At 57.8% G+C, this 24871-nt stretch carries 11 protein-coding genes and 1 pseudogene; 5 read left to right on the forward strand and 7 right to left on the reverse strand.

Going from position 1 to position 24871, the window contains the following annotated elements; translation table 11 throughout:
* Window positions 1–40 precede the first annotated feature (40 nt).
* The 5 genes from ACE04F_RS23115 to ACE04F_RS23135 all read right to left on the reverse strand — a co-directional run bounded on the left by ACE04F_RS23115 (window position 41) and on the right by ACE04F_RS23135 (window position 4307).
* Window positions 41–424 (reverse strand): DUF6124 family protein, encoded by a 384-nt coding sequence (locus ACE04F_RS23115; protein ID WP_486110058.1) that lies wholly within the window; start codon window positions 422–424, stop codon window positions 41–43.
* 469 nt (window positions 425–893) lie between these two features.
* Complete coding sequence (locus ACE04F_RS23120) at window positions 894–1448, reverse strand: hypothetical protein (protein WP_486110059.1); 555 nt, start codon at window positions 1446–1448, stop codon at window positions 894–896.
* A 791-nt stretch (window positions 1449–2239) separates the two neighbouring features.
* Window positions 2240–2695, reverse strand: coding sequence for an Imm42 family immunity protein (locus tag ACE04F_RS23125; protein ID WP_486110060.1), 456 nt, complete (start codon window positions 2693–2695; stop codon window positions 2240–2242).
* 256 nt (window positions 2696–2951) lie between these two features.
* Window positions 2952–3635 carry a hypothetical protein gene (locus tag ACE04F_RS23130; protein WP_486110061.1) on the reverse strand — a complete coding sequence of 228 codons (684 nt, stop codon included), beginning with the start codon at window positions 3633–3635 and terminating at the stop codon, window positions 2952–2954.
* Between the two features lie 255 nt (window positions 3636–3890).
* Window positions 3891–4307, reverse strand: a complete 417-nt coding sequence (locus ACE04F_RS23135) for a hypothetical protein (RefSeq protein WP_486110062.1) — start codon at window positions 4305–4307, stop codon at window positions 3891–3893.
* A 42-nt stretch (window positions 4308–4349) separates the two neighbouring features.
* Here ACE04F_RS23135 and ACE04F_RS23140 point away from each other — a divergent pair.
* Window positions 4350–4495, forward strand: a pseudogene (locus ACE04F_RS23140) (IS4 family transposase); the annotation flags it as partial.
* 65 nt (window positions 4496–4560) lie between these two features.
* Here ACE04F_RS23140 and ACE04F_RS23145 read toward each other — a convergent pair.
* Window positions 4561–4842 carry a hypothetical protein gene (locus ACE04F_RS23145; RefSeq protein WP_486110063.1) on the reverse strand — a complete coding sequence of 94 codons (282 nt, stop codon included), beginning with the start codon at window positions 4840–4842 and terminating at the stop codon, window positions 4561–4563.
* A gap of 2 nt (window positions 4843–4844) precedes the next feature.
* The gene (locus tag ACE04F_RS23150) at window positions 4845–17573 is read right to left on the reverse strand and encodes a two-partner secretion domain-containing protein (protein WP_486110064.1); all 12729 of its coding nucleotides are present in this window, start codon (window positions 17571–17573) and stop codon (window positions 4845–4847) included.
* A 294-nt stretch (window positions 17574–17867) separates the two neighbouring features.
* On the opposite strand from ACE04F_RS23150, the gene ACE04F_RS23155 reads away from it, so the two are divergent.
* The 4 genes from ACE04F_RS23155 (at window position 17868) to ACE04F_RS23170 (ending at window position 24852) form a co-directional block, all read left to right on the forward strand.
* Window positions 17868–19469, forward strand: coding sequence for an ABC transporter substrate-binding protein (locus ACE04F_RS23155; protein ID WP_486110065.1), 1602 nt, complete (start codon window positions 17868–17870; stop codon window positions 19467–19469).
* 255 nt (window positions 19470–19724) lie between these two features.
* A complete protein-coding gene (locus ACE04F_RS23160) occupies window positions 19725–21350 on the forward strand; it encodes an ABC transporter substrate-binding protein (protein WP_486110066.1) in 1626 nt (541 codons plus the stop codon).
* 307 nt (window positions 21351–21657) lie between these two features.
* Window positions 21658–23259: an ABC transporter substrate-binding protein gene (locus ACE04F_RS23165; RefSeq protein WP_486110067.1), complete on the forward strand. Its 1602-nt coding sequence runs from the start codon at window positions 21658–21660 to the stop codon at window positions 23257–23259.
* A gap of 171 nt (window positions 23260–23430) precedes the next feature.
* The gene (locus ACE04F_RS23170; protein WP_486110068.1) at window positions 23431–24852 is read left to right on the forward strand and encodes an OprD family porin; all 1422 of its coding nucleotides are present in this window, start codon (window positions 23431–23433) and stop codon (window positions 24850–24852) included.
* Window positions 24853–24871 lie beyond the last annotated feature (19 nt).

Below are 24871 nucleotides of genomic sequence, written 5' to 3' on the forward strand. Positions count from 1 at the left end.
TCGCAGTCCAGCGGGAGCAAGCTCCCTCGCCACACGCTGTTCAAGGTGCCGGGCTGGCCTGCGCCTCCAACTGATCCAGCGCCTTGTCCACCAGCAGCTGGCACAACTCCACCAACTGATGAATCCCCAGCGCCACGCTGCGCCGCGTGCCCTCCACTTCAAAGGCCAAATCCTCGGACATGGCTTTTATCGAGGCCAAGGTTTCGGAAGCGCTGGTTAGCAACGTATCGGTGTCGCCTACGGCCGTGACTGAAAACAGGCTGCCGATGCGCGGATCAGTGCTTGTCTCTGACGATTTCGGGTTGAGGTAATGATCGAGGACTCGCTCGGCGGCGGCGCGGTCTTTCAGCAGCTCTTCGATGGAATCGAAGCCGGCAAGCGGGTTGAGTTTGTTGAAGGGTGGGTCGGGGACTGGCTTTTCCATTTTTTTACCTATTAGTGATGAGAGCCATCACTTACCGTTTCTCACTCGGCAAATGGGTGGCAGCTGTGTGCAGGGTGAGAAATCCGAGAATAGGTACTCGGCCAGACCGAGGTCTGCCCGCACACAGCCGCCATAACGCATATACAGGCAGCGGATAAGCTGGCTGCAATTATGCAGGTACCGAGGCTGGATGCCTATTATTCGGGTTTCTCACGCCCGGCCGCTGAGTAGCAGCGACAAACAAAAGACTAGAGAGCGCAGTTCCGACCGGCAACCTTAAAAACACGTCGGACATTTCCTTATGTAGGGCCGAACGTTCCTACACTCTCGAAGGACGCATGCCACCTAACAACCCGACACAACCTTCCGTGGCGAGGGAGCTTGCTCCCGCTGGGCTGCGTAGCAGCCCCAAACCAGACACCTCGGTACGACATGACAACATCAAGCCACCCAGCCCACTCGCTCCGAGCTAAGGCAAGCTCGCCACAGGAATACGCTCCTGTGGCTGCGTGACATCAAACACATGCTGCTCGCACCGGCTGCCCACAAACTGGAATTCCACCAGATAAATCTTGCTCCGCTGCGGCGTAAAAATGCTCCGGACCGGACCACAGCGGTAACCATTACCGATGCTTCCGCCGCTGGCGTAACCCGAAACCTCGAACGGCTGATCAACGTCAGCTTGCACTTCCAGCTGCGGAAAGTGCTTCAAGGTTGCGCTGTGCACCGTCTCGTTGACCTTGGCAATCCAGCCAAACACCTTGCCCCGACCGGTATCCACTACGGTTCCCTGCACATCCATACGCTGATCAGGATCCGCCGCGCGCCTGATGGAAAACTCCACCGGATAAGTAGCCCCGGACGCTTTCATGATGACCTTGGCGTGCTGCGCATCGACGGTCACTTTGTTTTGCTGGAACTGGATGCCGTTGTTGAGCAGCGTGGGGGAGGAATCTCTGACGTTGGATTTGCAGGCGGGTAAGGTCAGGATCAGGGTTAAGACTATCAGTGGTAACTTATACATAAACACTCCATGCGTATGAATTAGGTGACTAGCTGACCGACGAGCCGTTCAGTTTTTTGCATTTCACACCATCGAATCGCACAGTTCATGCCTAAGCCCGCAAAAACACATCGTTCAGCAAGGGCCGAGATCAGGAAGAATGGACTCTCGAAGAAGGCTAAGTAAGTGCCATTCAAATCCGTCCCCTTTTTGGCACCAGGCTACATGCAGAGCAAGCACCATGCTTGCTGGATTGCCGTTTATTTGCGCGCCATTTGTTCAGAAAACAAATCCGCCCCTCTTTTTTCTTTTCTTAGTCCCCTTTTCTTTTTCTCTTAGCAACCAGAGGGCACACGCTTGTTCCAGTCGTCCCGGAGCCCGACCAAAACATTCATTACGTTGGAATAGGTAAGGAGTGGCAAAAATAAAGACAGGCTAAATGAACCACACTTTATGTCTAAAGGCACATATAAATCTAAATTATTTAAACGACTGGCGTCCGAAAACATTTCCACTTTTAGATGGCTGTCTACGCTGGAAATATCAGAAAACGATACCTTATCCACTGCCCCCCCCCTTTCCAAGCAAAACCCATCTATGAATAAATGCAGCCTCCCGTCCTTCAGGTCGGTAGAGAATATGATCTGCCCGTCCCCGGCCTCTTCATGAAAGTGCCCTAGGCCTGACGCCTCAATCAATCGCATCCTTTCCTTTAGAGTTCGACGGATCTTCACTGTCCAATCCCTTTTAAAAAATTCTTCAAGCCGTCTCGGGTTGCTGGAAAGCTAAATAAAAACAGACTTATTATCCACTTACATCTCAACAATACGCTCTACAACCCCAATTATCGTACCCACTGGCAGCAGCTTCTCGTGTACGACCTTGCCAAAATCATAACTCCAAACGAGCCGATCCGACTGCTCAGTCTTCTGAAAATACACAAACAAACCGGAATCCCCCAGTGCAGTACACGTCATATCTTGAACCCCCTTTTGAGGAGCCAAGTCACCCTCAAAAAAATGACCGTGAGCGGTCCTGAACAACTCCACTGCGGAGATCGTTGCATCACCTGTTACGCTCCGATCGAACTGCATCTTCGCATAAAAATTAACCGCAGTTCGCAACTCAACAACATCAATACAATCTAACAGGCGCTCCCCGTCGACAAGCATCGAAAATAAACCATTTTTCCAAAAGCAACTTGAATCGGTCCACTCCTCCACCACATCAAACTGCAATGAGAACACAAACGGATCGCCATAAATCATTTCAATCTTACTCCTAGAGCTTTTTGCACTGCAGTCGGTACGTAATTAGCCCCTAATGAATTAGAGAGAAAAAGAAAAGAAAAAGGGGACAGATTTATTTTCCGATCAGCTTTGCTTTACACGATCAAACCAGGGCCTGACCACTCCGCATCATCACAGGCTCAGAAAACAAATCTGTACCCTTTTCTCGCTAGAAATAAATCCGTCCCCTTTTTGAAAAACCCGCTCCGTGTCGTCACCACCCTTTTCTTTACAACTAGCTTACGCCAAACAAAGCATGCCTAAGTACGCGTTGTTTATCCGCTGTTAAATCATTATGAAAACATTTTTCAGACGCAACCACCTTTACAGTGCTACCACACTCGAAAACACTAAGCCCTCCTTTCCTCAATGAGGTCAGAGTTTCCAGCTTATTCCTTCCCGTCCGCTCCCAGAATTGGTCACCTAGCCACATAAAACTTCCGATCGCCTCCACATACCCTTGCTTCAACAAGACACGACTTGGATTTACCGATGTGTCTATTTCCATTTGATTTAAGGGTGCAGGCAATCCATTCGATTTCAGGGGAAGGTTTGCAAATGATCTACCAGCATATTCGTACTCCAAAGGATCTGTCGCATTTTGCCAAAATTCGTATTCAACATCAGCAAGCCATGCTTGGATAAAACCTTCAACATCGAGAAAAGGTCTTACAGCCTGACCCCAATCAAAACCATCAAAATTTTGTACTTCTTCAACTACTAAAAAACACTGATCCAAGGCGGGCAGCGTTCCAAATCGAAACTCGAAATTATTTGATGCAACACCACTAGGCCAAGATTTTTTGTTCTGGATTTTTTTCTCAAGTGTTGCGACATCAACCTCAACACCCTGCAGCGAAAATACAGGTGGAAATCCGAAATCATTCAAAATGCGAACAACCAGATCCAAAGCCTGCAAGCCATTTATCGAGTCAGCGCAAAAAACAAGCTTTGACCGCTCAAGCCTCCCAGACCTCATTTGAATTCCTTTTTTAATTTTGCAGCCCTCAGACCGCCAGGCTGAACTCGCACAGCAAGTACCATGCTTGTTGGATTGCCATTTACTTTCGTGCCATTTGTTCAGTAAAGTCTGTCGCCGTTTTTTTGTGAGGGGCACGGCCGATGGAATATCAAATTTAAGGCTTTAATAATGTGCCTGGCCCTTTTAGCAAGCTTATTTGTTTTTTACAAAGCTGACATAAACCGCCTCTATCACAGCGTCCTCCTCACCGATATAAGGCGCATAAATCCTAAGACCTAATCCGCCCACATCAAATCCTGAACTATTAAAGTTCAGGATCTCGCCTTGCGCAACTAAATTCTGCTGAACTTCAAGGACATCCGCACCGGACAAACGCTGTCCGCGCCAGCTGAGGTCACTCCATTTCAAGAATTCTAGGCCGATGATGGTGAAACCCTCATCAAAATAAACATGCACTCCTGAATCATCGTAGGCGTCAATCGGAACTGTAGAGTCTGTCGTTTTGAAGAACTCATCAAAACCACCTCCCAATATCGCCCGCGATTGATCGCGAGTCATACCCACGTGCACCGGACCTAAATCACCAAAACCCAACAGTTCGAAGCTCATCACTATTTTTTCCTGAAATCACCGGGTTCAACTTAGACGCATATTGCCCAGAAACGTGTTGGAAGGCGTCCTGGCAGGATTGAGCCGCGCGCCATAAAACGAAGACCCAAGCCTTACCCCATGCTGATGAAAACACGTCGATCAGCAAGGGCCGAGGTCAGGAAAATGGCCACCCGAGGAAGTCAAGTAAGCGCCATTCAAAATCCGACCCGTTTTTTACTCTGCCACCTTTGTTTCCTTCTTGTCTTTTCATCTAATTATCAACAAAAATTTGTCTACCTATAATCGTCATGAAATACTCTTTGGCCTCAAACTCATCATCTGCCGGATAAACAACATAATCATCATTATCTAATAAATGCACCCACGAAACAGAACCATCCTGAAAAAGACACTTCAATTCTTTTTCCAAACGTACTTTCTGCACTGAATCGTTTAGAACGCGTTCCAACGCTGCTTGCGCTTCGCAAGCCTCCAGCCCAACATCAACTGAAAATACAGACCTTAAAATATTAACCAAAACTGGATAGTTCATACTCACCTTGACGGAAAAATCGTGATCGTTTCCCAAACTTTGCTTGCCGAATTAAATTCATAAGTTGCTTGGACACTCCGCAAGTTCTGAACCCTACTCGGCGCACCCTGCAAACTCGGATTCAGCTTGCTGCCAGCCAACCTTTCAAAACCACGCCCCAAATTCACACCTAGATCACCCACTTCAGATGCAGTAACGGTAATTATCGTGGCTCCTGGATTATTTTTTATTGCAGTCTGTAGCGCACCGTTATTTCGGACAGCTTGGTCTGCAAAAATGAGCAGCTCATCAGAATTAAAAGCCGACGACATTGGTGGCACAATAGTCTTCCCATTAACTATCTTTACATGACCATCAGGCGCTTCACCAGTCACTGCTCGATACATAAGTTGACCATCGGTCACTGCCCCTCCGTGTCGTTCGAGGGAGTGCGCATTGGGGTGACTAGTAACAGCATCAAGATTTTTTTGATCAATTACACTTGTTACCTTGTAACCCGTGCTTAAAATGGTGCTCCCTAATCCCCACGCGTTCAATAAGCCCTGCACACCCCACATAAATCGTTCGGTGTTAGTAGCCGCATCACCTGTGATGGGATTCGCCCCCCCGGCAGCCATATAGCTTTGACAGCCTATCCCAACCAGGCCAGCCCCACCACAACCAGCCGAAAACAACTCGGTGGAGATGCCCTGAAGCTGAGCTTTCATGGACGTTTCATTCAGTTCGTTTCTTGCTTTACCACCAACCGCCTGTTCAAACGAAGCAGGTTGCAGAACCCACTCCTCCCCTTGATCAGTCGTGATCGACTTGTCAGTAGCAACGCAATAACCGTTCGGTGAGGTGGCGCAGGAAACCACATCTCCAGGATTGGTGGTGAAAACGAAAGCTCGCGTGAAATCACTGTCTTCTGAGATCGGTTCTTCCTTGAGAACGCTAGAACCTTTGGCGATCAGGTCAGCAATTTCCCCGGACAAACTTTCGCAGTGACTCGATGACGAGCCACCGCATGTAGATTCATACTCTCGCTGCAGCCCCTGGAGCGAAAGCCGTTCTATATCGCTTAAATGATTGTTCTCGACAGCATTCTTCGCTGTACCGGCTCCAAGCGCAGCGTTAAATGCGTCGCCCCCAGCAAGCGCGCCGGAGAGCCCGCCTGCCAACGTCGACAACGCTGCGATGGTTTGTTTTTCCGACTCGGTCAGCTCGTCCCTCGACTTGCCCGGATAGAGTTGGCTCGCTATCAGCTCACCGACGGTCGCCCCCGCCGCCCCGGCCAGTGCCGAGCCTCCTTGTGCTTTAGCCAGGACCGCACCCAATACGGCATGCGCTATCAGGTTGGCTGTGTCGTCTCCTTCGGTCAGCTGTTTAACGGCTTGAGCCAGATAAGGCGCCGCCGCGCCCCCTACGAGTGCTCCGATGTCTCCGACGAGAATGCCTTGGACAATTCCAGCGACCGCTTGGCTGGCCTTCTGGAAACTGCTACCGGTGCCGTAATCGCGCTGAACCTGCTGGCTGATCTGCTCAGGAGTTGGGTTAGCCACACCGCTGTCGTTCAGCTTCCGCTGCGCAACCTTGTAAGCATCACTGTTCTTGTCTTCTGCTTCCTTGATTTTTTCAGCAGCAATGGCACTGCTAATCCCCTTCACCAACTCCACCGAGCTCTTCACCAGCTCAATGCGCTCGTTCATAGCCTCTTCATCAGGCTTGTCCAACTGCTCGTTGGCATTCTTCGTATCGCGATTCAAGCCGACGGTATCCTGAGCACCCTCCGGATTGCGGACAATGATCGTGCCCTCACTCACCGCACTACGTGTATGGCTCTTATCGGACTCGCTTAAGGAAATACCGTACAAGCCCCCCACCGAGGCGGAGGCGCCCGCGCCACCGTAGCTTGCGGAGATGCCGATACCTGCGGACTGAGCCTCGATTTCGCTGACGTTCTTTATATCGCGAGCGATGAGCCGGTCAGTGATCAACAGGTTCTTGTCCACCGAGGCGTCGCTGGCAATCACCCCGCCTTCAAGCGTGGTGGTCTTGCCCACGTCAACGGTGTAACCGCCCGCTCCCGCGAACAGGCCGGTCTGGTCCGTGACGGCTTTGTATTCGCTGTTCATGTTGCCAGCGGCCAGGTTGGCCGAGGCGGCTACAGGTGTGCCGTAGCAGAACGGTGGAATGCAGATGCTCGCACCAAAACCGCCACTGCTTTGCTTGCTTTTCTGGTCCTGGGTGTCCTGACGGGAAATGATGTTGAGGTTGCCATCGATCAGCGCGTCGATTTCATCAGCATGAACCTGAGCGCCCGCCAGCGTGGTGTCCCCGCCGCTGCGCAACAGCAACGAACCGGTATCGACCGTCGTGTTGACCTGCGTGACAGAACTGCCATTGCCCATGCCTTTGGCAAGCTGTGCACCGAGGTCCAAGGTGAAGCCGTTTTGCTGGCCGATGTTGAAGCTGGCGCCGATAGCGGTCTTGTTGTTGCTGTTACGGTTGGACCAATCAGCCGTGTTCTGAGCGCTTTCCAGGATGATGTCGTTGCTGGCGAGCAGCGAAGTACTGGCCGCTTTGATGCTGCTGCCGATGACGTGTAGATCGCCGTCGTTTTCCGCCGCATTGCCGTTGGCGATGATGGATAACGTGGCGCCCGCGTTAAGGGTGCTTTGCTTGGCGGTTTGGCTGGCGTAATCGCTGGTACTTTTGCTGTGGGTACTGGCGAGCTCGGTACCGATTTTGATCAACGAGCCGTTGCTGGCAGTGCCGCCCTGTTTGTCGGCGAAACCAGTTTTCTGTTCGTTGGCGTCCGTTGCCATCCCGCCAAGGTTGTAAGCCGCTAGCGCCGCCTGGGCCAGCTTCACGGCTTTGAGCCGAGGGTCATCCGCATCCTTGGCGGCTTCGACTGACGAGCGAATGGTGTTGACCGTGTCGATGATCGCCCCACCGACGACTCGTCCCACGGCCAGGCTGCTGGATTTATCGGCGGTGCTTTGTTTGGCCGTTTCCATGCCCGCAGCAATAGTGACGTTCGAACCGCGAAGGCTCATGTTCTTGGTGCTGACCAAGTCACTGGCGATGACGTTGAGGTCGCCACCGGCAACGAGGCTGACGTTGCCTTTGCTGGAGCCGATGGTGCTACCGGTCAGGGTGGTCTGTGACGCGGTGCCGTTGTGTTTCTGGTTGCTGATCGACAGGTGCTGGTTGCCGGTAATGTCGTCGAGGCCCAAATTGTTGCCTGTTAACACGCCCGTCAGATCGCGATTTTTCTCCTTGTGCATTTGGGTACGGGAGAAGGTATTTTCTGCCGCGTCGATAGTCAGGTCGCGCCCTGCACGTACCGCCAGGTCATTGGTACTGACCAGCGCCGAACCCGTCACGGTGGCATCACGTTTGGCGCTGACGGCGATGGTGTCGCCCGAGATCAGGCTACCGACGGCGGTTGTCTGAGTTTCGGCCAACTTGTCCTGGACCTTGCTCGACTCCAAGCCGCCCCAACTGCTTTTGCTTTTGCTGCGCTCGTGACGAGCGCTCTCGGAGTCGGTAACGGCAAGAATTTCCACATCGTTGCCAGCCCCCAGGCCGACGCTGCCTTTTTCGGAAATGACGTTGCTGCCTTTGATCAGCAGATCGTTGCCGGCGGTCAGGACGTTGTTGCCTCCGGAGGTAACCGAGCTGGCTACGTTGGTAACCGAACTGGTCTCATCCAACCGAAACTTCTTCCCGGAAGAAGACTTCTTGGTCTTGCTATAGAAGCTGTAGTCCGAATCCTCAGCCGATTGCAGCACCAGGTTCGCACCAGCGACCAGATACGCTTCATCCCCAGCACTCACCCGACTGGCGATCAACCCCAGATCTTTCCCGGCACTCAGCGTCACATTCCCACCCGCCGTCACGCTGGTGGAGACTTGGCTCACATGGTCTTCCTGAGCCGTGACCTTCTTGCTCTTGCCATACGAATGCTGCTCATCCGCCGCAGACGCCAAGGTCAGGTCGCCGATGGCGCTCATGGTGATGTCGCGCTTGGCGTCGATCTGGCTGGCTACAGCGGTGAGGTCGCGGCCGGCGTTGGCGGTCAGGTCGCGGCCTATGTCGAGGCTGGAGCCGTACTGGGTGATGGTTTCGTTGCGATGCGTGCCACGATTGCCGCTGGTGATGCGCTCAGCGGAGGCAAGGTTGACGTCGCGGGTGGCGTTGAGGGTGGTGTCGGCTCCGCTTTTGAGCACGCCGCCAACGTTGTTGATGTCACGTCCGGCGCTGATGGTCAGGTTATTCGCGGCTTCGATACGTGAGGCGCTGTCGATGAAATCGGTGCGTTCGCGACGGTAGCCGCTGTCGCTTTCATGGGTGGTGACGGTGCGTTCGTTGATCACGTCGCCACGGGTGGCGGTGAGCGTGACGTCGCGTCCGGCGATGATGCCGCCGGCCTTGTTGACGAGGTTGTTGCCGGCCAGCAGGTCGAGGCGGTTGCCGGCTTCCACCAGGCCGCTGTTGACCAAGTCGTTGGTGGCGGTCGCGGACAGGTTGTTGCTCGCGCGCAGGGTACCGGCATTGTCCAGGTCCTTGCCGGCGATCAGGGTGACGTCGCTGCCCTGGATCAAGGCTCCGTTGGCCGCCAGGCGGTTGTTGGCATTGGCCAGGTACAGCACCGGCACGAGGACTTGCTCACCGTTGACCTCGACGTTTTCCATCCAGACGATGTCATGGGTCAGTGCCGCGACTTGCTCGGAGGTGAGGCTGACGCCCAGGGCCAGGTTGAGCGTCTGCTTGCTGGCGATGGCGTTGTTCATCAGGTACTTGAACATGTCCTCGTTGGAGGTCTGGCCGTCGATGAAGCGCTGGCCGGTGCGGGCGACCACGGCTTGCTGGATCAGGGTCTGCTCATACAACCCGTCACCCAGGCGCTTGGCGCTCTGGTCCGGGTCGTAGCCGAGGTTTGCCAGCAGATAGTCCGAGCTCATGAATTGCTTGAGGTCGGTGAGCACCGGGTTGGTTTCGATCAGGTATTTGTGCGGATTGGCCGCCACGGTGGGAGCGGGCAGGCCCTGGACGCGGTTGACCGTAAACGCGGTGGTGCGGCCAGGCATGGCGCCGGCCACGGGGGCGCCGCCGGTGCTGGTGTCGAATGTGCTGGCCTGGTCGCCAACATTGGTTGCCTGGCGTGCTGCGATGCTCAGGTCAAGATTGCTGGCGGTAGCTTGCGGGGCGTTACCCGGTTGCAGATCCCTGGCCTGGATGGCAGGCAGGCCTTGTTGGCGCTGGGCCTGGGTCAGGCTCGCGTTACCCAGCGTCCAGCTTTGCGGGCCGCTGACCGCCGGCACACTGCCGCTCTGCCCGCTCAGGCGGAACAGGCCGTTCTGGCCGGTGGGCAGGCTGAAACCCGGCAGGGCTACCGGATTGACTTGCTGTTGCGCCAGGTTGGGCGGCAGTTGTTGATTAAGCGTGATGCGGGTGGAATAGGCGGTGCCGGAGGCGCCCGTGTTGGTACGTGGACCACTGCCGACGTAGGTGTAGCCGGGCCGCACGACGCTGTTGTCGATGTTGTTCTGCGCGTTGATGTTGACGGCGCCGCCGGCCTGGATCACGGCTGCGTAGCTTTGGTCACCGCCGGCGAGTTTTTTGGTGGTCCCCAGGTTCGTGTACTCCATTTCGGTCATGCCGATGAAGTTGGCGATACCTGCTTCCAGACTGCTCAGGTTGTTGACGTCATAACCGGCGCTTTCGAACCAATATTTGTTGGTGAAGTTACTGGCGGCGGTGTACCAGGCACCCGCATTTCGGGTTCGCTGGGAACGTAACACCCGCGTCGTTTCCGTCTCGCCGGTTTCGACGCCGGTGTTGGTCAAATTGGCCAATGAAGCCGTCAGGTTGCCGCCGCTGGCAATGGTGCTGCTCTGGTTCAGCAGGTCGCCGCCGCTCAGGTTGAGGTTGCCACCCGCCGTGATGCTGGAAGCCGCAGTGGCTGCGGTCACTTCGGTTTTTTCCCGTTGCAGCAGTTCCCACACGTGGTTCTGCTTGCCGCTGCAGTCACCCGCGTTGTAACCCTCGATGCAGGGGAGTTCGGTAATTTTGGCGGTGTAGATGCCACTGCTGCCCATGGTCAGCAGGGTGCGGATGTTCTGGATCGTGCTGGCGGCCAGGCTCATGCTGCCGTCGCTCTGGATCGAGCTGGAACTGTTGACGATGCTGCTGGCCAAGGCGCCCAAGCCATTACGGTCAACGGTGAGATTGCCCAGGCTGTAGATGCTGGCGTCGAGGTTGTTGAGCGTATCGACCCGCAGGCCCATGTCGCCGCCGCTGAAAATCAGCCCTTGGTGGTTGGCCAGCGCGCCGGTCGTGACGGTCAAAGCTTGACCACCACCCAACGTCCCAAAGTTGTTGATCCCCGTGGCGCCAATCGTCAGGCGCGCCGCCGAGGTCAAGCGACCGGCATTGTCGAGCTGACCATTAACGCCAATGGTGGTATCGCCGCCGCCCGTTATGCTGGAGCTGACGCTGTTGAGGCTCACTTGTGCCGCGCTGAGGCCAAGCGTCCCCAGGCTATTGAGACGACCGCCCCCCCAATAGGCACCACCCAGGTCGATTTTCAGGCTGCCATTACTGGCGACCAGACCTTCATTGAACCAATTGACGCCGCTGCCGATGAAGCTGTCGGAAGCCAGCAACTGGCCGCCGGCAGTCTGGGTGAAATGATTGACGTTGACGCTCAGGCGTCCAGCCTGGATGACCCCGCTGTTGGTCCATGTGTCGGTGCTGATAGTCAGACCGCCACGCGTCACCACCGTACCACCGGCTCCGGTGACGTTAGCGGTGGAGATATCAAACGTGCCAGTGCCGACGTGCAGCAAGCTGCCGCCGGTATTGAGGAAACTGGAGGCGCCAAGGGTCAGGTCGGTGTTGGCACTTTCCAGTACACCATTGCGGTTATCAAACGACCCGCCGATCTGGAAGTTAGTCTTACCGCCCGTACCCAACGCACGGATCTGTCCCGTCTGGTTATCCAGGCTCGCGGCCTTGATCATCAGCGTGCTGTCGCTTTCGATGATGCCCTGGCGGTTGTTCAAGGCACCGGTCAGGTTCAGGTCGATCTGGCTGCCGGCGATCTGGCCGTCGTTGTCGCCACTGTTATCGAAGTTATTGGCGGTGACGTTGACTTTGCCTTTGGCGTAGAGGCCGCCGTTGCGGTTGTCGAGGTCGCCGGTGGTGATGACGGCATCGCCGGTTTGCGCCGAGATGCGTCCGCCGTAGTTGTCCAGGCCGCCCAATGCGATCAGGTTCAAGCGCTGCGCCTGGGTGATACCGCCCTGACGGTTGTTGTTCAGGTCGTAGCCGTTTTTCAGCACGCCGGTCAGGTCGGTCTTCAGCAGCCCTTGCAGGCTGGCGAGCACGCCGCCGCGGTTGTCGAGGTTGCGCGCTTCAATCGTCAGGTCACCGGCCTTGGCCTGGATGCGGCCGCTCTGGTTGTCGATGTCTTGAACGACGTTCAGGATCAGGTTGCCCTGGCTCTGCACGGTACCCTTGCCGTTGGCGAGGCTGTCGGCGTCGATTTGCACGGCGCCGTTCTGGCTGTAGATCAAGCCATCGCCACCGTTCTGCACCGCGCCCGCGGTGGCCAGGATGAGTTGATCATTGGCCGCGACGGTGCCGCGATTGCGGTTGTCCAGGCCGCCAATGAGCAAGGTCAGCACGCTTTGGCTGGCGATCTGGCCGCCCTGGTTGTCGAGCTGCGTGGCGCGCTCGACCCGCAGCGGGCCGGCGCTGGCGAGTTTGCCGTTGGTATTGGTCAGGGCACCGAGCAGGTCCAAGGTCACTGCGGCATTGCCGATCAGCTTGCCGGCGGTGTTGTCCAGGGTGGTGCCGGTGACGGTCAGTGCGTTTTGCGCGTTGACGGTGCCGCCAGCGTTGCCCAGGGTCATGGCGTTGATGACCAGGGTCGCGGCGCTGTCGATCAAGCCGCCTTGGGCGTTGTTCAGCAAACCGCCGGTGACGGTCAAGGTCTGGTCGGCGCCGCTGGACAGAATCCCGCCGCGGTTGTCGACGCTGGCCGCGGTGACGGTGAGTTTTTTCTTGCTCGCCAACGCGCCGTCAGTGCTGTTGAGCAGTGCACCAGTGAGGCTGACGCTGAGGTCTTCGTCGCGGCTCGACAGCGTGCCGGCGTTGCGGTTGTCCAGGCTCGTGGCGCTCAGGTCGAGGCCTTTGAAACCGGACATCAGGCCGCCCTGGTTGATGACGTCGCGGGCGTTGACGGTCAGCAAACCGTTGCTGATGAGTTTGCCGGCGCTGTTGTTGAGATCGCGAGCCGTCAGGTCGAGGGGCTGGCTGCTGGAGATTTCGCCGCCCTGGTTGTCCAGGTCCCGCAGGTGCTTGAGGCTGAGTACACCGGCGGTGGTGATCTGGCCGGCGTTGTTGTTCAGGTCACCGGTGGCGGCACCGAAGTCGATGGCAATGGCGCTGCCCAGCAACGAACCCTGGTGGTTGTTCAAGTTGCCGGTGCTGATGGTCAAGGCGTCGGCGGCGTTGATCAGGCCTTGATTCTGGTTGGTCAGCGGGCCGGCCAATTTCAGGTCGAGGTTGGCGCGGCTGGTCAGGGTGCCGGCGCTGTTGTCCAGGCTGGCGGCCTCGACGTCCAGCGCGGCGGCGGCGATCAGGCCCTTGAGGTTGGTCAGCGCGTTATCGATGCGCAGAGTCAGGGCCTGGTTGCTCAGCAACTTGCCGTTGTCGTTGTTGAGGTTTTGTGCGGCCAGGGTGAACGCCTGGCCGCTGGAGATCTCACCGCCGGCGTTGTTGACGCCCTTGAGGTTTTTCAGCATCAGCAAGGGGGCGTTGATCAAGCCACTCTGGTTGTTCAGTTGCCCTTGGTTCAGATCAAGGCTCAGCGACGTGTTGCTGAAAAGCTGGCCGCCCTGTTGATCGAGGCCCGTGACGCTGGCGGTCAGCGCACCGCTGCTGGCGATGCGGCCGCCGTCCTGGTTGGTCAACTGCTTCGTGGTCAGGTCAAGGTTGGCGCCGCTGCTCAGGCGTCCGGCCTGGCTGTTGTCGAACGCTCCGGTCTCGAGGATGACCGCTTGCTTGGCGCTGATGCTGCCTTGGTTGCGGTTGTCCAGGCTTGCGCTTTTGAGGGTGAGACCGGCATCGGTGACGATGTCGCCGCCCTGGTTCAACACGGCGTTATCAAGCGTGAGCACCAGTGCCCCGGCACTGGAAACGCTGCCCAGGGTGTTGGTGAGGCTGGCGGCGGTAACCTCAAGCTCGCCTTCGGCGCTCAACGTGCCCTTGGCGTTGTTCAGGTCGCCGTCGAGGTGCGCGGTGAGATTCTTTTGGGTCAGCAGCGCGCCGCCGCTGTTATCCAGCGTCTCGCCGCTCAAGGTCAGACCGGTCTTGCCGGAGAGCAGGCCCTTGGTGCGGTTGAGCACGTCCTGCACCGTCAGGGCCAATGCGCCGTTGGCGATGACTTGACCGCCGTCGCTGTTGTCCAGCGCGTCGCCGGTCAAAGCAACGTCGGCGTGGCCGGACAGTTCGCCGCCACGGTTGTCGATCGAACCGACGTTCAACGTCAGCGTGTCGGTCGCCCCGACCAGCCCTGCGGCGCGGTTGTCCAGCGAGGCGCCGGTCAGCGTCAATCCGCCGAGGGCGATCATCTGGCCGCCCTGGTTGTTCACACTGTCGACAGTGGCCGTGACATTGGTTTTGCCGGCGATCTGGCCGGCGCCGTTGTCGAGGTGGGTGGCCTCGATGTGCAGGTCACCGTCGGCAATGATTGCGGCGTCGCGATTGGTCAGTTGACCGTCCACGGTCATGACTAGGGTGCCACGGCTGCTGATCAGGCCATCGGTGTTGTCCAGGCTGGCGCTATGGGCGTCGATGGATTGCGCGGACACCAGCCCCTTGATGTTGTTGAGCGCCTGGTCGATACGCAGGGTCAGCGCCTGGTTGCTGATCAGTTTACCGTCGCGGTTATCAAGGTTGCGGGCCGCCAGCGTGAACGCCTGGGCACTGGAAATCTCGCCGCCACGGTTGTCCACGTCCTTGAGATTTTTCAGCACCAGGACCGGCGCATTGATGACGCCCTTGAGGTTGTTCAACTGACCGTTGTTCAGGTCCAGGGTCAAGGCGGTCTTGCTGAACAGTTCGCCGCCCTGCTGGTCGAGGCCGGTGACCCTTGCAGTCAGCGCCTTGTCACTGGCGATGCGGCTGGCGGCGCCGTTGTTGACCTGGGTGGCGGTGAGATCAAGGGTGTCACCACTGACCAGGTAGCCACCGGCAGTGTTGTCGAACGTGCCAGTGGTCACGTGGGTGGCGCCTTTGGCGCTGAGCAGGCCATCGCCGTGGTTATCCAGGCTTTGGCTGTTGACGGTCAGGCCGGCTTCGGTGGTGATGGCGCCGCCGACGTTGATCAACGCATTGTCCAGGCGAATATCCAAACCCTGGCGGGCGACCAGATTGGCGCCGCTGTTGTCCAGGCTTTTGCCCTCGACAGTGGTGACGCCCGTACTGAACAGCAGGCCTTTGGTCTGGTTGATGATGGCCGCGACTTTCAGGCCCAGATCAGTGCCGGCGAGGACCTTACCGTTGTCGCTGTTGTCCAGGCGTTGGCCGGTGATGTTGATATCGGCGGTACTGGAGACCTCACCGCCCCGGTTGTCCAGCGCATCAACATCCAGCTTCAGTGCGCTGGTCGCGCCGACCAAGCCGCCGTTGCGGTTATCCAGGTCCTGGCCGCTGACGCTGAGCAGGCCTTGGGCGACCAGTTCGCCGCCCTGGTTGTTCAGATGCGTGACGTTGGCGGTGAGGTCGGTTTTGCTGGAGATGCGTCCGCCGCTGTTATCAACGCCCGTCGTCTGCAGGTGCACCGGGCCAACGGCACTGAGCAGGCCGATGCGGTTATCCAACTGCGAGCCATCGACACGCAGCCCGGCCTGGCTGCTGAGCAAACCTTGCTGGCGGTTGTCGAGCTTGGCGACGGTGAGTTGCAGGTCCTTCACGGACTGGACCTTGCCGGCGCGGTTGTCCAGGCCGCCTGCCTGGACATCGGTCAGGCCTTTAGCACCGAGACTGCCATGCCGGTTGTCGAACAGACCGCTGATGCGCGTGGTCAGGCTGCCATCGCTGACCAGACTACCGTCGAGGGTGTTATCCAGGCTGGCGGCGGAGACGGTCAGACTCTTGCCGGAACCCAACACGCCGTTCTGGTTGTTCAGGGCACCGATCAAACCGATGTTCAGCGCCACGTCGCCGGTGAGCAGGCCGTCGCTATTGTCCAGCATGGTGCCGGTGACTTGAGTGGTGGCGGCGCTGGAGACTTCGCCGTCGTGGTTATTCAACTGCCAAACATTGGCCGTCAGGTTGCCGTTGCTGCTGACGATGCCTTGCGTGTTGAGAAGTTTGTCCGCAGTAACGCCCAGCGCACCGTTGCTCAGCACCCGGCCTTTGTTCTGGTTGTCCAGCGTCCCGGCTTTTACCGTGGCGGTTTGCCCGGCGCTGAGGGTGCCGCCCTGGTTGTTCAACGTTTGCGTAACGTTGGCGGTGAGGTTACGGCTGGCGACGATGCTCTTGCCGTTGTTGTTCAGGCTTTGGGCCGTGAGGCTTACATCACCCGAGGCGTTGCGCGTGGTGTCGGCGTTGACCCCGGCTTCGATAATGCCGTTGTTAGTCAGCTGCCCACCGGCATTCAGAACGATGCCATCGCGCGCCGCCAACGTCTGCCGGTTGGTCAAGTCACCCTGAGTCTGCGCATTTAACGTCGTACCGGCGTACACCGGGCCCTGCGCATCAAGACTCGCAGCCTTGACGTTGACCGCCCCGCTGGCCGACGTATCAACCATGCTTAAATGCCCATTGGCATCAAGCTGAATATCACCGCCACTGGCAATCAACTTGCCGTCCAGCTTCACCCCGACGCCGGCCTCGGTGCCAACCAGCTTGATCGCGCCGGCGTACATCCCACCCAGCGCCGACGAGTCGATCGCCAGTTCCGGCTTGGCGCTGCCGTCATCGGCGCGGGCGGTGGCGCTCAAGGTGTCGGCGTTGACGTCGTTACGCCCGGCGACGATCGTCAGGTTCTTCGCCTGGATCTCGGCGTTGATCTTCGCGCTGCGGGTGATGATTTCGAAGTGGTCGACGTTGGTCGCGTTAAGACCCGCGCCTTCGATTGCGACGCTGCCCTGATCGACCTGATAACGATCCAATCGGTCGTTTTCGACGATTGGTTTACCGGTGCTCAAAGTCACTTTCGGGCTGTTGATAAAGCCGCAGCCATTGCAGCTGATGCCGTAGGGGTTGGCAACGATGACGTGGGCCGATTGCCCAGCGACTTCGGTGTAGCCGCGCAACTGGCTCGGGTTGCCGCCGTTGACTTCGTTGAGGATGGTCGTGGCGGCAGCGCCTTGCAGGTTCGAGTTGCCGAGGATAATCCCGCCCAGTTGCGTGGACTGCGTACGGGACGTGGCGTTGTTGAGGATCACGCCGTTGCTGTCGACGTTGTAGTCCTTGAACTGGTTGTGGGACAGACCGTTGGCATTGGGCTTGGCGATGTTGACGATGGGCACGCCGTTGCCCGCCCGGTCCAGGCCGGTGCCGGGCGCGCTGACGACGATGCCTTCGGCCTGGGCCCACATGGGTTGCCAGAACATGACGTTGGCCAGCAAAAACGCCAGGCCGCGCTTGGGCATGCCGAGGAACCGCTCGCGGTTTTTCAGGGCAGCAGAAGGTTGGCGGGCCAGGAAGGCGTATTGGCGGTCGTCCATGATCGGGTCTCGTTGCAGAGCAATTAAAAGGTCATCCATGCCGAAGTCGGTCGGCGGCAGAGCCGAACATGACTTCGTCCCGAAGCGGGAAGACGCGCGTCGTCCCCGCCCCGAAAAGCAATATCAAAATAGTGGCGCGATACTAGATAGCCATTATTCCGGCGTCAATTAAATATTGATGAAAAGCGCAGGTATGCCCAAACCCACGGGTCATCCTCACTTTTAGATATTTCCTACGCGCCCGCCCCACCCGCTACCTTTCAGAAAAACCCTCATCAAGACCTAAGGGATTTCATGGACAGAACCACCTTCAAACCCCTCTTGCTCGCGCTCGCCCTGTTCAGCGGCGCCCCGTTGGCCCAAGGCGCGACCACCCTGGTCTACTGCTCCGAAGCCAGCCCCGCCGGCTTCGATCCCAGCCAATACACCAGCGGCACCGACTTCGATGCCTCGGCCGAAACCGTCTTCAACCGCCTCACCCAGTTCAAACGCGGTGGCACCGAAGTCGAGCCGGGGCTGGCAACACGTTGGGACGTGTCCGCCGATGGCCTGGCCTACACCTTCCACCTACGCGAGGGTGTGAAATTTCATACAACCGAGTTCTTTACCCCAAGCCGCGACTTCAACGCCGACGATGTGCTGTTCACGTTCCAACGCCTGCTTGACCCACAACACCCGTTCCGCCAGGCCTACCCCACCGAATCGCCGTATTTCACCGACATGGGCCTGAACACCACGATCAAGAGTGTCGAGAAGGTCGACGAACACACCGTGCGTTTCAGCCTGAACAACGTCGACGCCGCATTCGTGCAGAACCTGGCGATGAGTTTTGCCTCCGTGCAGTCCGCCGAGTACGCAGCGCAGCTATTGAAGGAAGGCAAGGCCGGCGACCTCAACCAGAAGCCCGTTGGCACCGGGCCGTTTGTGTTCAAGCGCTACCAGAAGGATTCGCAGATCCGCTACGTCGCCAACACGGCGTACTGGAAACCTGAGGACGTGAAGCTCGACAACCTGATTTTTTCCATTACCCCGGACGCCGCCGTGCGCCTGCAAAAGCTCAAGCGCGGCGAATGCCAGGTCAGCGGTTATCCGCGCCCGGCCGACATCGAAGTGATGGAGCAGGACCCGAACCTGCGCGTGCTCAGGCAGCCCGGTTTCAACCTGGGTTTCCTCGCCTATAACGTGACGCATCCGCCGCTGGACCAGCTCAAGGTCCGTCAGGCGCTGGACATGGCCATCGACAAGCCGGCCATCATCAAGGCCGTGTACCAGGGCGCCGGGCAGCTGGCCCAGAATGCCTTGCCCCCGGCCCAATGGTCGTTCGATCCGGCAATCCAGGACGCGCCCCATGACGTGACCAAGGCCAAGGCGCTTCTCAAGGAAGCCGGGGTTGCGCCCGGTACAACCATCGATTTATGGGCAATGACGGTGCAGCGCGCCTCCAACCCCAATGCGCGAATGTCTGCGCAAATGATCCAGCAGGACTGGGCCAAAGTTGGCATCAAGGCCAACACCGTCAGCTACGAATGGGGCGAGTACATCAAGCGCGCCAAGAATGGCGAACACGACGCAATGATCTACGGCTGGACCGGCGACAACGGCGATCCGGACAACTGGCTCGGCGTGCTGTACAGCTGCGCGGCGGTCACGGGCAGCAACTACGCCAAGTGGTGCGACCCGGCCTACGACCGGCTGGTCCAGCAGGCCAAGGTCTCGACCGACCGCCAGCAGCGCATCGACCTGTACCGCCAGGCGCAGAAAATCCTCAAGCAGCAGGTGCCCATCACGCCTATCGCCAACTCGACGGTGTTCCAGCCGATACGCAAGGAAGTGGTGGATTTCAAGCTCAGCCCGTTCGGGCTTACACCCTTCTACGGCGTTGGTTTGAACAAGTAAAACCCGCCCCAGGCCGGTGCGTCGCAGTCTCGCAGCGCACCGGCACGGAGCGCCGCTTGCCCCAAAAAAACCTGCGCAAACGTTCAAATGCGTCAAAAGTTATAAAGATGCGACATTAAGGTACGTACGTGCCACTGTTTCAGACTTGAAACCGCTCTGGATCTTGCATTGGGTATGGGGCCTGCATAAGTATCCGCAGGACGACTCACGAGGTCGCCCTCAAATCCAAAAATGACAACAAATCATGAGGCCAACATGCTTAAACACGCGGTCATTCCGTTTTTAGTCGGCGCCGGCTTGTTAGCCAGCGCTCCTTTCGCTTCCGCCGCGACTAACCTGGTGTTCTGCTCCGAAGGCAGCCCGGCCGGTTTTGACCCTGGTCAGTACACCACCGGAACCGACTTCGATGCCTCTGCAGAAACCATGTTCAACCGCCTGACCCAGTTTGAGCGCGGCGGCACCGCCGTGATTCCTGGCCTGGCCACCAAGTGGGACATTTCCGAAGACGGTCTGACCTACACGTTCCATCTGCGTGAAGGCGTCAAGTTCCACACCACCCCGTATTTCAAGCCGACCCGTGAATTTAATGCCGATGACGTGCTGTTCACGTTCAACCGCATGATCAACAAGGACGATCCGTTCCGTAAGGCGTACCCGACCGAATTCCCGTACTTCACCGACATGGGGATGGACACCAACATCACCAGGATCGATAAAGTCGACGACCACACCGTCAAATTCACCCTGAAAGATGTCGACGCCGCGTTCATCCAGAACATGGCCATGAGCTTCGCCTCGATCCAGTCCGCCGAGTACGCCGCCCAGCTGCTCAAGGACGGCAAGGCCGCGGACATCAACCAGAAGCCGGTCGGCACTGGCCCATTCGTATTCAAGAGCTACCAGAAAGATTCCAACATCCGCTATACCGGCAACAAGGAATACTGGAAGCCTGAAGACGTGAAGATTGACAACCTGATCTTCGCCATCACCACCGACCCGTCGGTGCGTATCCAGAAGTTGAAGAAGAACGAGTGCCAAGTCACCCTCTTCCCACGCCCGGCCGACCTCAAGGCCCTCAAAGAAGACAAAGCGCTGAAGATGCCTGACCAGGCGGGTTTCAACCTGGGTTATGTGGCTTACAACGTGATGGACAAAGTCAAAGGCGACGACAAGCCCAACCCGTTGGCTGACCTGCGCGTTCGTCAAGCCATGGACATGGCCGTGAACAAGCAACAGATCATCGACTCGGTGTACCAAGGTGCGGGCCAACTGGCGGTCAACGCCATGCCACCGACCCAGTGGTCCTACGACACCACCATCAAAGATGCCAAATACGATCCTGAAAAAGCCAAGGCTCTGCTCAAGGAAGCTGGCGTCAAGGAAGGCACGGAGATCGTACTGTGGGCCATGCCGGTTCAGCGTCCGTACAACCCGAACGCCAAACTGATGGCGGAAATGCTGCAGAACGACTGGTCCAAGATCGGCCTGAAGGTCAAGATCACCAGCTATGAATGGGGCGAGTACATCAAGCGTTCCAAGGGCGGCGAGAACCAGGCCATGATCATTGGCTGGAGCGGCGACAACGGTGACCCGGACAACTGGCTGAACGTGTTGTTTGGCTGCGACTCGCTGCAAGGCAACAACTTCTCCAAATGGTGTGACAAGAAGTTCGACGGCCTCGTGAAAGAAGCCAAGCGCACCACCGACCAGGCCAAGCGCACCGAGCTGTACAAACAGGCGCAACACGTCCTCAAGGACGCCGTGCCGATGACACCTATCGCTCACTCGACGGTGTACCAACCCATGCGCGCCAACGTGCAGGACTTCAAGATCAGCCCCTTTGGCTTGAACTCCTTCTACGGCGTCAGCGTCAGCAAGTAATGGTAGGCAACGGCGGCGTTTTTAACGTCGCCGTTGCTTTATCTGCCGAGACCAAGACCTAGGAAACTGCCTACATCCAAAAACACTGCATACCACAGCAGTTGGTTTAGGACGTGTCGCCTTTTCCCACAAGTCTTTCGGGCATTACGCATATACCGCCTGGCACACGACGCATACCGTCGGGCTGGAGGTTCTGCCAATCCTGCGGCAGCGCTGTTCACGCATTGGAATGAGCCCAGTGCCCCGGCCCCGTCCCTGGAAGGACACCGGTTCACTGTCAAACACCCCGAACGAGAGAGGGAGCGTCATGCGCCATACCTTGGTTTTATCCGCATTGCTGGGCACCGGCCTGCTGGCCGCTACATCCGCAGCCCAGGCCGCCGGCGGCAGCCTAGTGTTCTGTTCCGAAGGCAGCCCTGCCGGTTTCGACACCGCGCAATACACCACCGCGACCGACAACGATGCCGCCGAACCGCTGTACAACCGCCTGGCCGAATTTGAAAAAGGCGCAACCAATGTCGTGCCGGGCCTGGCGACGAGCTGGGACATTTCCGAAGACGGCCTGAAATACACCTTTCACCTGCGCGAAGGGGTGAAATTCCACACTACGAACTACTTCACGCCGACCCGCGATTTCAACGCCGACGACGTGCTGTTCACCTTCAATCGCATGCTCGATCCGCAGCATCCGTTCCGCAAGGCCTACCCCACCGAGTTCCCGTACTTCAACGGCATGAGCCTGAACAAGAACATCGCCAAGGTCGAAGCGACCGGGCCGTTGACGGTGGTCATGACGCTCAACAGTGTGGACGCCGCCTTCATCCAGAACATCGCCATGAGCTTCGCCTCGATCCTTTCGGCCGAGTACGCTGACAAGCTGCTCAAGGACGGCAAGCCTAGCGACATCAACCAGAAGCCGATCGGCACCGGCGCTTTCGAGTTCAAGAGCTACCAGAAAGACTCCAACATCCGCTACGTCGCCAACAAGCAGTACTGGGCACCGGAGCGGGTCAAGCTGGACAACCTGATTTTCTCGATCAATACCGATGCGTCGGTGCGGGTGCAGAAGCTCAAGGCCAACGAATGCCAGATCACCCTGCATCCACGCCCGGCCGATGTACCGGCCTTGAAGAACGATCCCAAGCTGCAACTGATCGAGAAACCCGGCTTCAACCTTGGCTACATCGCCTATAACACCCGCCACAAACCGTTCGACCAGGTGGAAGTACGCCGGGCGCTGGACATGGCGGTGAACAAGCAGGGCATTCTCAACGCCGTGTACCAGGGCGCGGGGCAACTGGCGCAGAACGCCATGCCACCGACGCAGTGGTCCTACGACGACACCATCAAGGACACACCTTACAACCCGGAAAAAGCCAAGGAGTTGCTCAAGGCCGCGGGCGTCAAGGAAGGCACCGAAATCACTCTCTGGGCCATGCCCGTTCAGCGTCCGTACAACCCCAACGCCAAGCTGATGGCCGAAATGCTCCAGGCGGACTGGGCGAAGATCGGCCTGAAGGTGAAGATCGTCAGCTACGAATGGGGCGAGTACATCAAGCGCACCAAGAACGGCGAGCACGACATCAGCCTGATCGGCTGGACTGGCGACAATGGGGACCCGGATAACTGGCTCGGCACGCTGTACAGCTGCGATGCCATCGGCGGCAACAACTACTCCATGTGGTGTGACCAGGACTACGACAAGCTGATCAAGCAGGCCAAGGTCGTCACCGACCGCGACCAGCGCACCGTGCTCTACAAACAGGCCCAGCAATTGCTCAAGCAGCAAGTGCCGATCACCCCTGTTGCCCACTCGACGGTCAACCAGCCGCTGAGTGCCAAAGTCGAAGGGTTCAAGGTCAGCCCCTTCGGCCGCAACGTCTTCTCGGGCGTCAGCCTGAACCCATAACCGTCTAGCCCTGCAGCGAGGGCTTCCTTTGGAAGCCCTCCGCTAGCGTTTTGCCGTAATTCGTCGATTAGGCGCCTGGCAAACGTTTGCAAGCTGCAAATGAGTTGTAAACCAATAGCCGTATCACCGAAAAAGAACGGCATAAAAAAGCAAGAAAAAGGAGCGTTACCCATGAAACTGAGCAGCACCGCGATACTGGCCCTGGCCATCAGCAGCGTTACGGCCACGGCTTACGCAGAATCTGTCAGTCAGGAATTCGTTCCTACCGCGCTGGCCGACAGCAGCGCCCAGAGCGAAGCGAAAGGCTTCATCGACGGCCAGAGCCTGGGGGGCACAACCCGTAACTGGTACTCCAACGAGTTGAAACGCCGCGATGACCGCTTCAGCTACAAGCCAAACAGCGTGAAGAATGATCCGTCCGTGCCGGCCACCCCCATTTCCCGTCGTATCAACTGGGTCCAGGGCACCATCGTCAACTACACCTCGGGCTTTACCCAAGGCACCGTCGGCGTCAGCACCGAGGTCGCCGCCTACAACGCTATCGTGCTGGACCGGGATCGCAAGCACATCGCCGGTGGCTCCAACCGCACCCTGGCGGACTCCAACGGTGACGCCGTGGACCAGTGGAGCAAACTGGGCCTGGCCAACGCCAAGTTCCGCGTTTCGAACACCACGCTGACCGCGGGTCGGCAGAATTTCAGTACGCCGATCATCGACGTCATCGGCAACCGTGCATTGCCTTCGAGCTTCGAAGGTATCAGCCTGCACAGTGAAGAATTCAACAACCTTTCGTTCGATCTGGCCGGCTTCGATCGCGTTTCGCCACGAACCGAGCAGAGCCTGTCGAAATTTCGTACCGAGTATTCCGCCACTGGCGTGGAAACCGACAAGGTCTATACCGCCGGCGTCAACTACCAGCCGTTCAAGAGCCTGAAAACCAGCCTGTACGGCGCCAAGGTCGAAGACTTCTGGAACCAATACTACTTCGGCGCCACCCATGAACTGGGCGATAGCCAGGTGCTCAGCCTGACCACCAGCCTGAACTATTACAAAACCGTCGACGAAGGCAAAAAACTGATGGGGAATATCGACAACGATACCTACTCCCTGTCCCTCGGCCTTGCTCACCAGGCTCACAGCCTGACGTTCTCCTACCAGGAAGTGAACGGCGACGAGTACTTCGACTACCTGCACGAAACCAACGGCATCTACCTGGCCAACTCCTTGCTGTCGGACTTCAACAGCCCGAACGAGAAATCGTTCCAGATCGCCTACGGCCTGAACATGGCCGAGTACGGCGTGCCCGGCCTGAAGTTCAACATCTACCAGGCACGTGGCTGGGGCATTGACGGCACGCATTACCGTGGCACGGCCTACACCACCCCAGGCGCCCAGCGCGGCGACCTGAGCCTGATGGACGGCGAAACTCACTACGAATATGGCGTCGGCGCCTCCTACGCCGTACAGAGCGGCCCACTCAAGGCCACCGCGATTCGTGCGACCTACACTACTCACCGCGCCAGCGAAAACCAGGCTGATGGCAACATCAACGAATTCCGCCTGGTCACCACCATCCCGTTCAACATTCTCTAAACTGCCACCGGGGGGGGGG

This window comes from Pseudomonas sp. AGC41 (genome assembly GCF_057334555.1).

Excerpts from the sequence above, each read along its gene's own strand:
- ACE04F_RS23115 (WP_486110058.1), bottom strand. The coding sequence starts at position 424 with ATGGAAAAGCCAGTCCCCGACCCACCCTTCAACAAACTCAACCCGCTT.
- ACE04F_RS23120 (WP_486110059.1), bottom strand. The coding sequence starts at position 1,448 with ATGTATAAGTTACCACTGATAGTCTTAACCCTGATCCTGACCTTACCC.
- ACE04F_RS23125 (WP_486110060.1), bottom strand. The coding sequence starts at position 2,695 with ATGATTTATGGCGATCCGTTTGTGTTCTCATTGCAGTTTGATGTGGTG.
- ACE04F_RS23135 (WP_486110062.1), bottom strand. The coding sequence starts at position 4,307 with ATGAGCTTCGAACTGTTGGGTTTTGGTGATTTAGGTCCGGTGCACGTG.
- ACE04F_RS23145 (WP_486110063.1), bottom strand. The coding sequence starts at position 4,842 with ATGAACTATCCAGTTTTGGTTAATATTTTAAGGTCTGTATTTTCAGTT.
- ACE04F_RS23150 (WP_486110064.1), bottom strand. The coding sequence starts at position 17,573 with ATGGACGACCGCCAATACGCCTTCCTGGCCCGCCAACCTTCTGCTGCC.
- ACE04F_RS23155 (WP_486110065.1), top strand. The coding sequence starts at position 17,868 with ATGGACAGAACCACCTTCAAACCCCTCTTGCTCGCGCTCGCCCTGTTC.
- ACE04F_RS23160 (WP_486110066.1), top strand. The coding sequence starts at position 19,725 with ATGCTTAAACACGCGGTCATTCCGTTTTTAGTCGGCGCCGGCTTGTTA.
- ACE04F_RS23165 (WP_486110067.1), top strand. The coding sequence starts at position 21,658 with ATGCGCCATACCTTGGTTTTATCCGCATTGCTGGGCACCGGCCTGCTG.
- ACE04F_RS23170 (WP_486110068.1), top strand. The coding sequence starts at position 23,431 with ATGAAACTGAGCAGCACCGCGATACTGGCCCTGGCCATCAGCAGCGTT.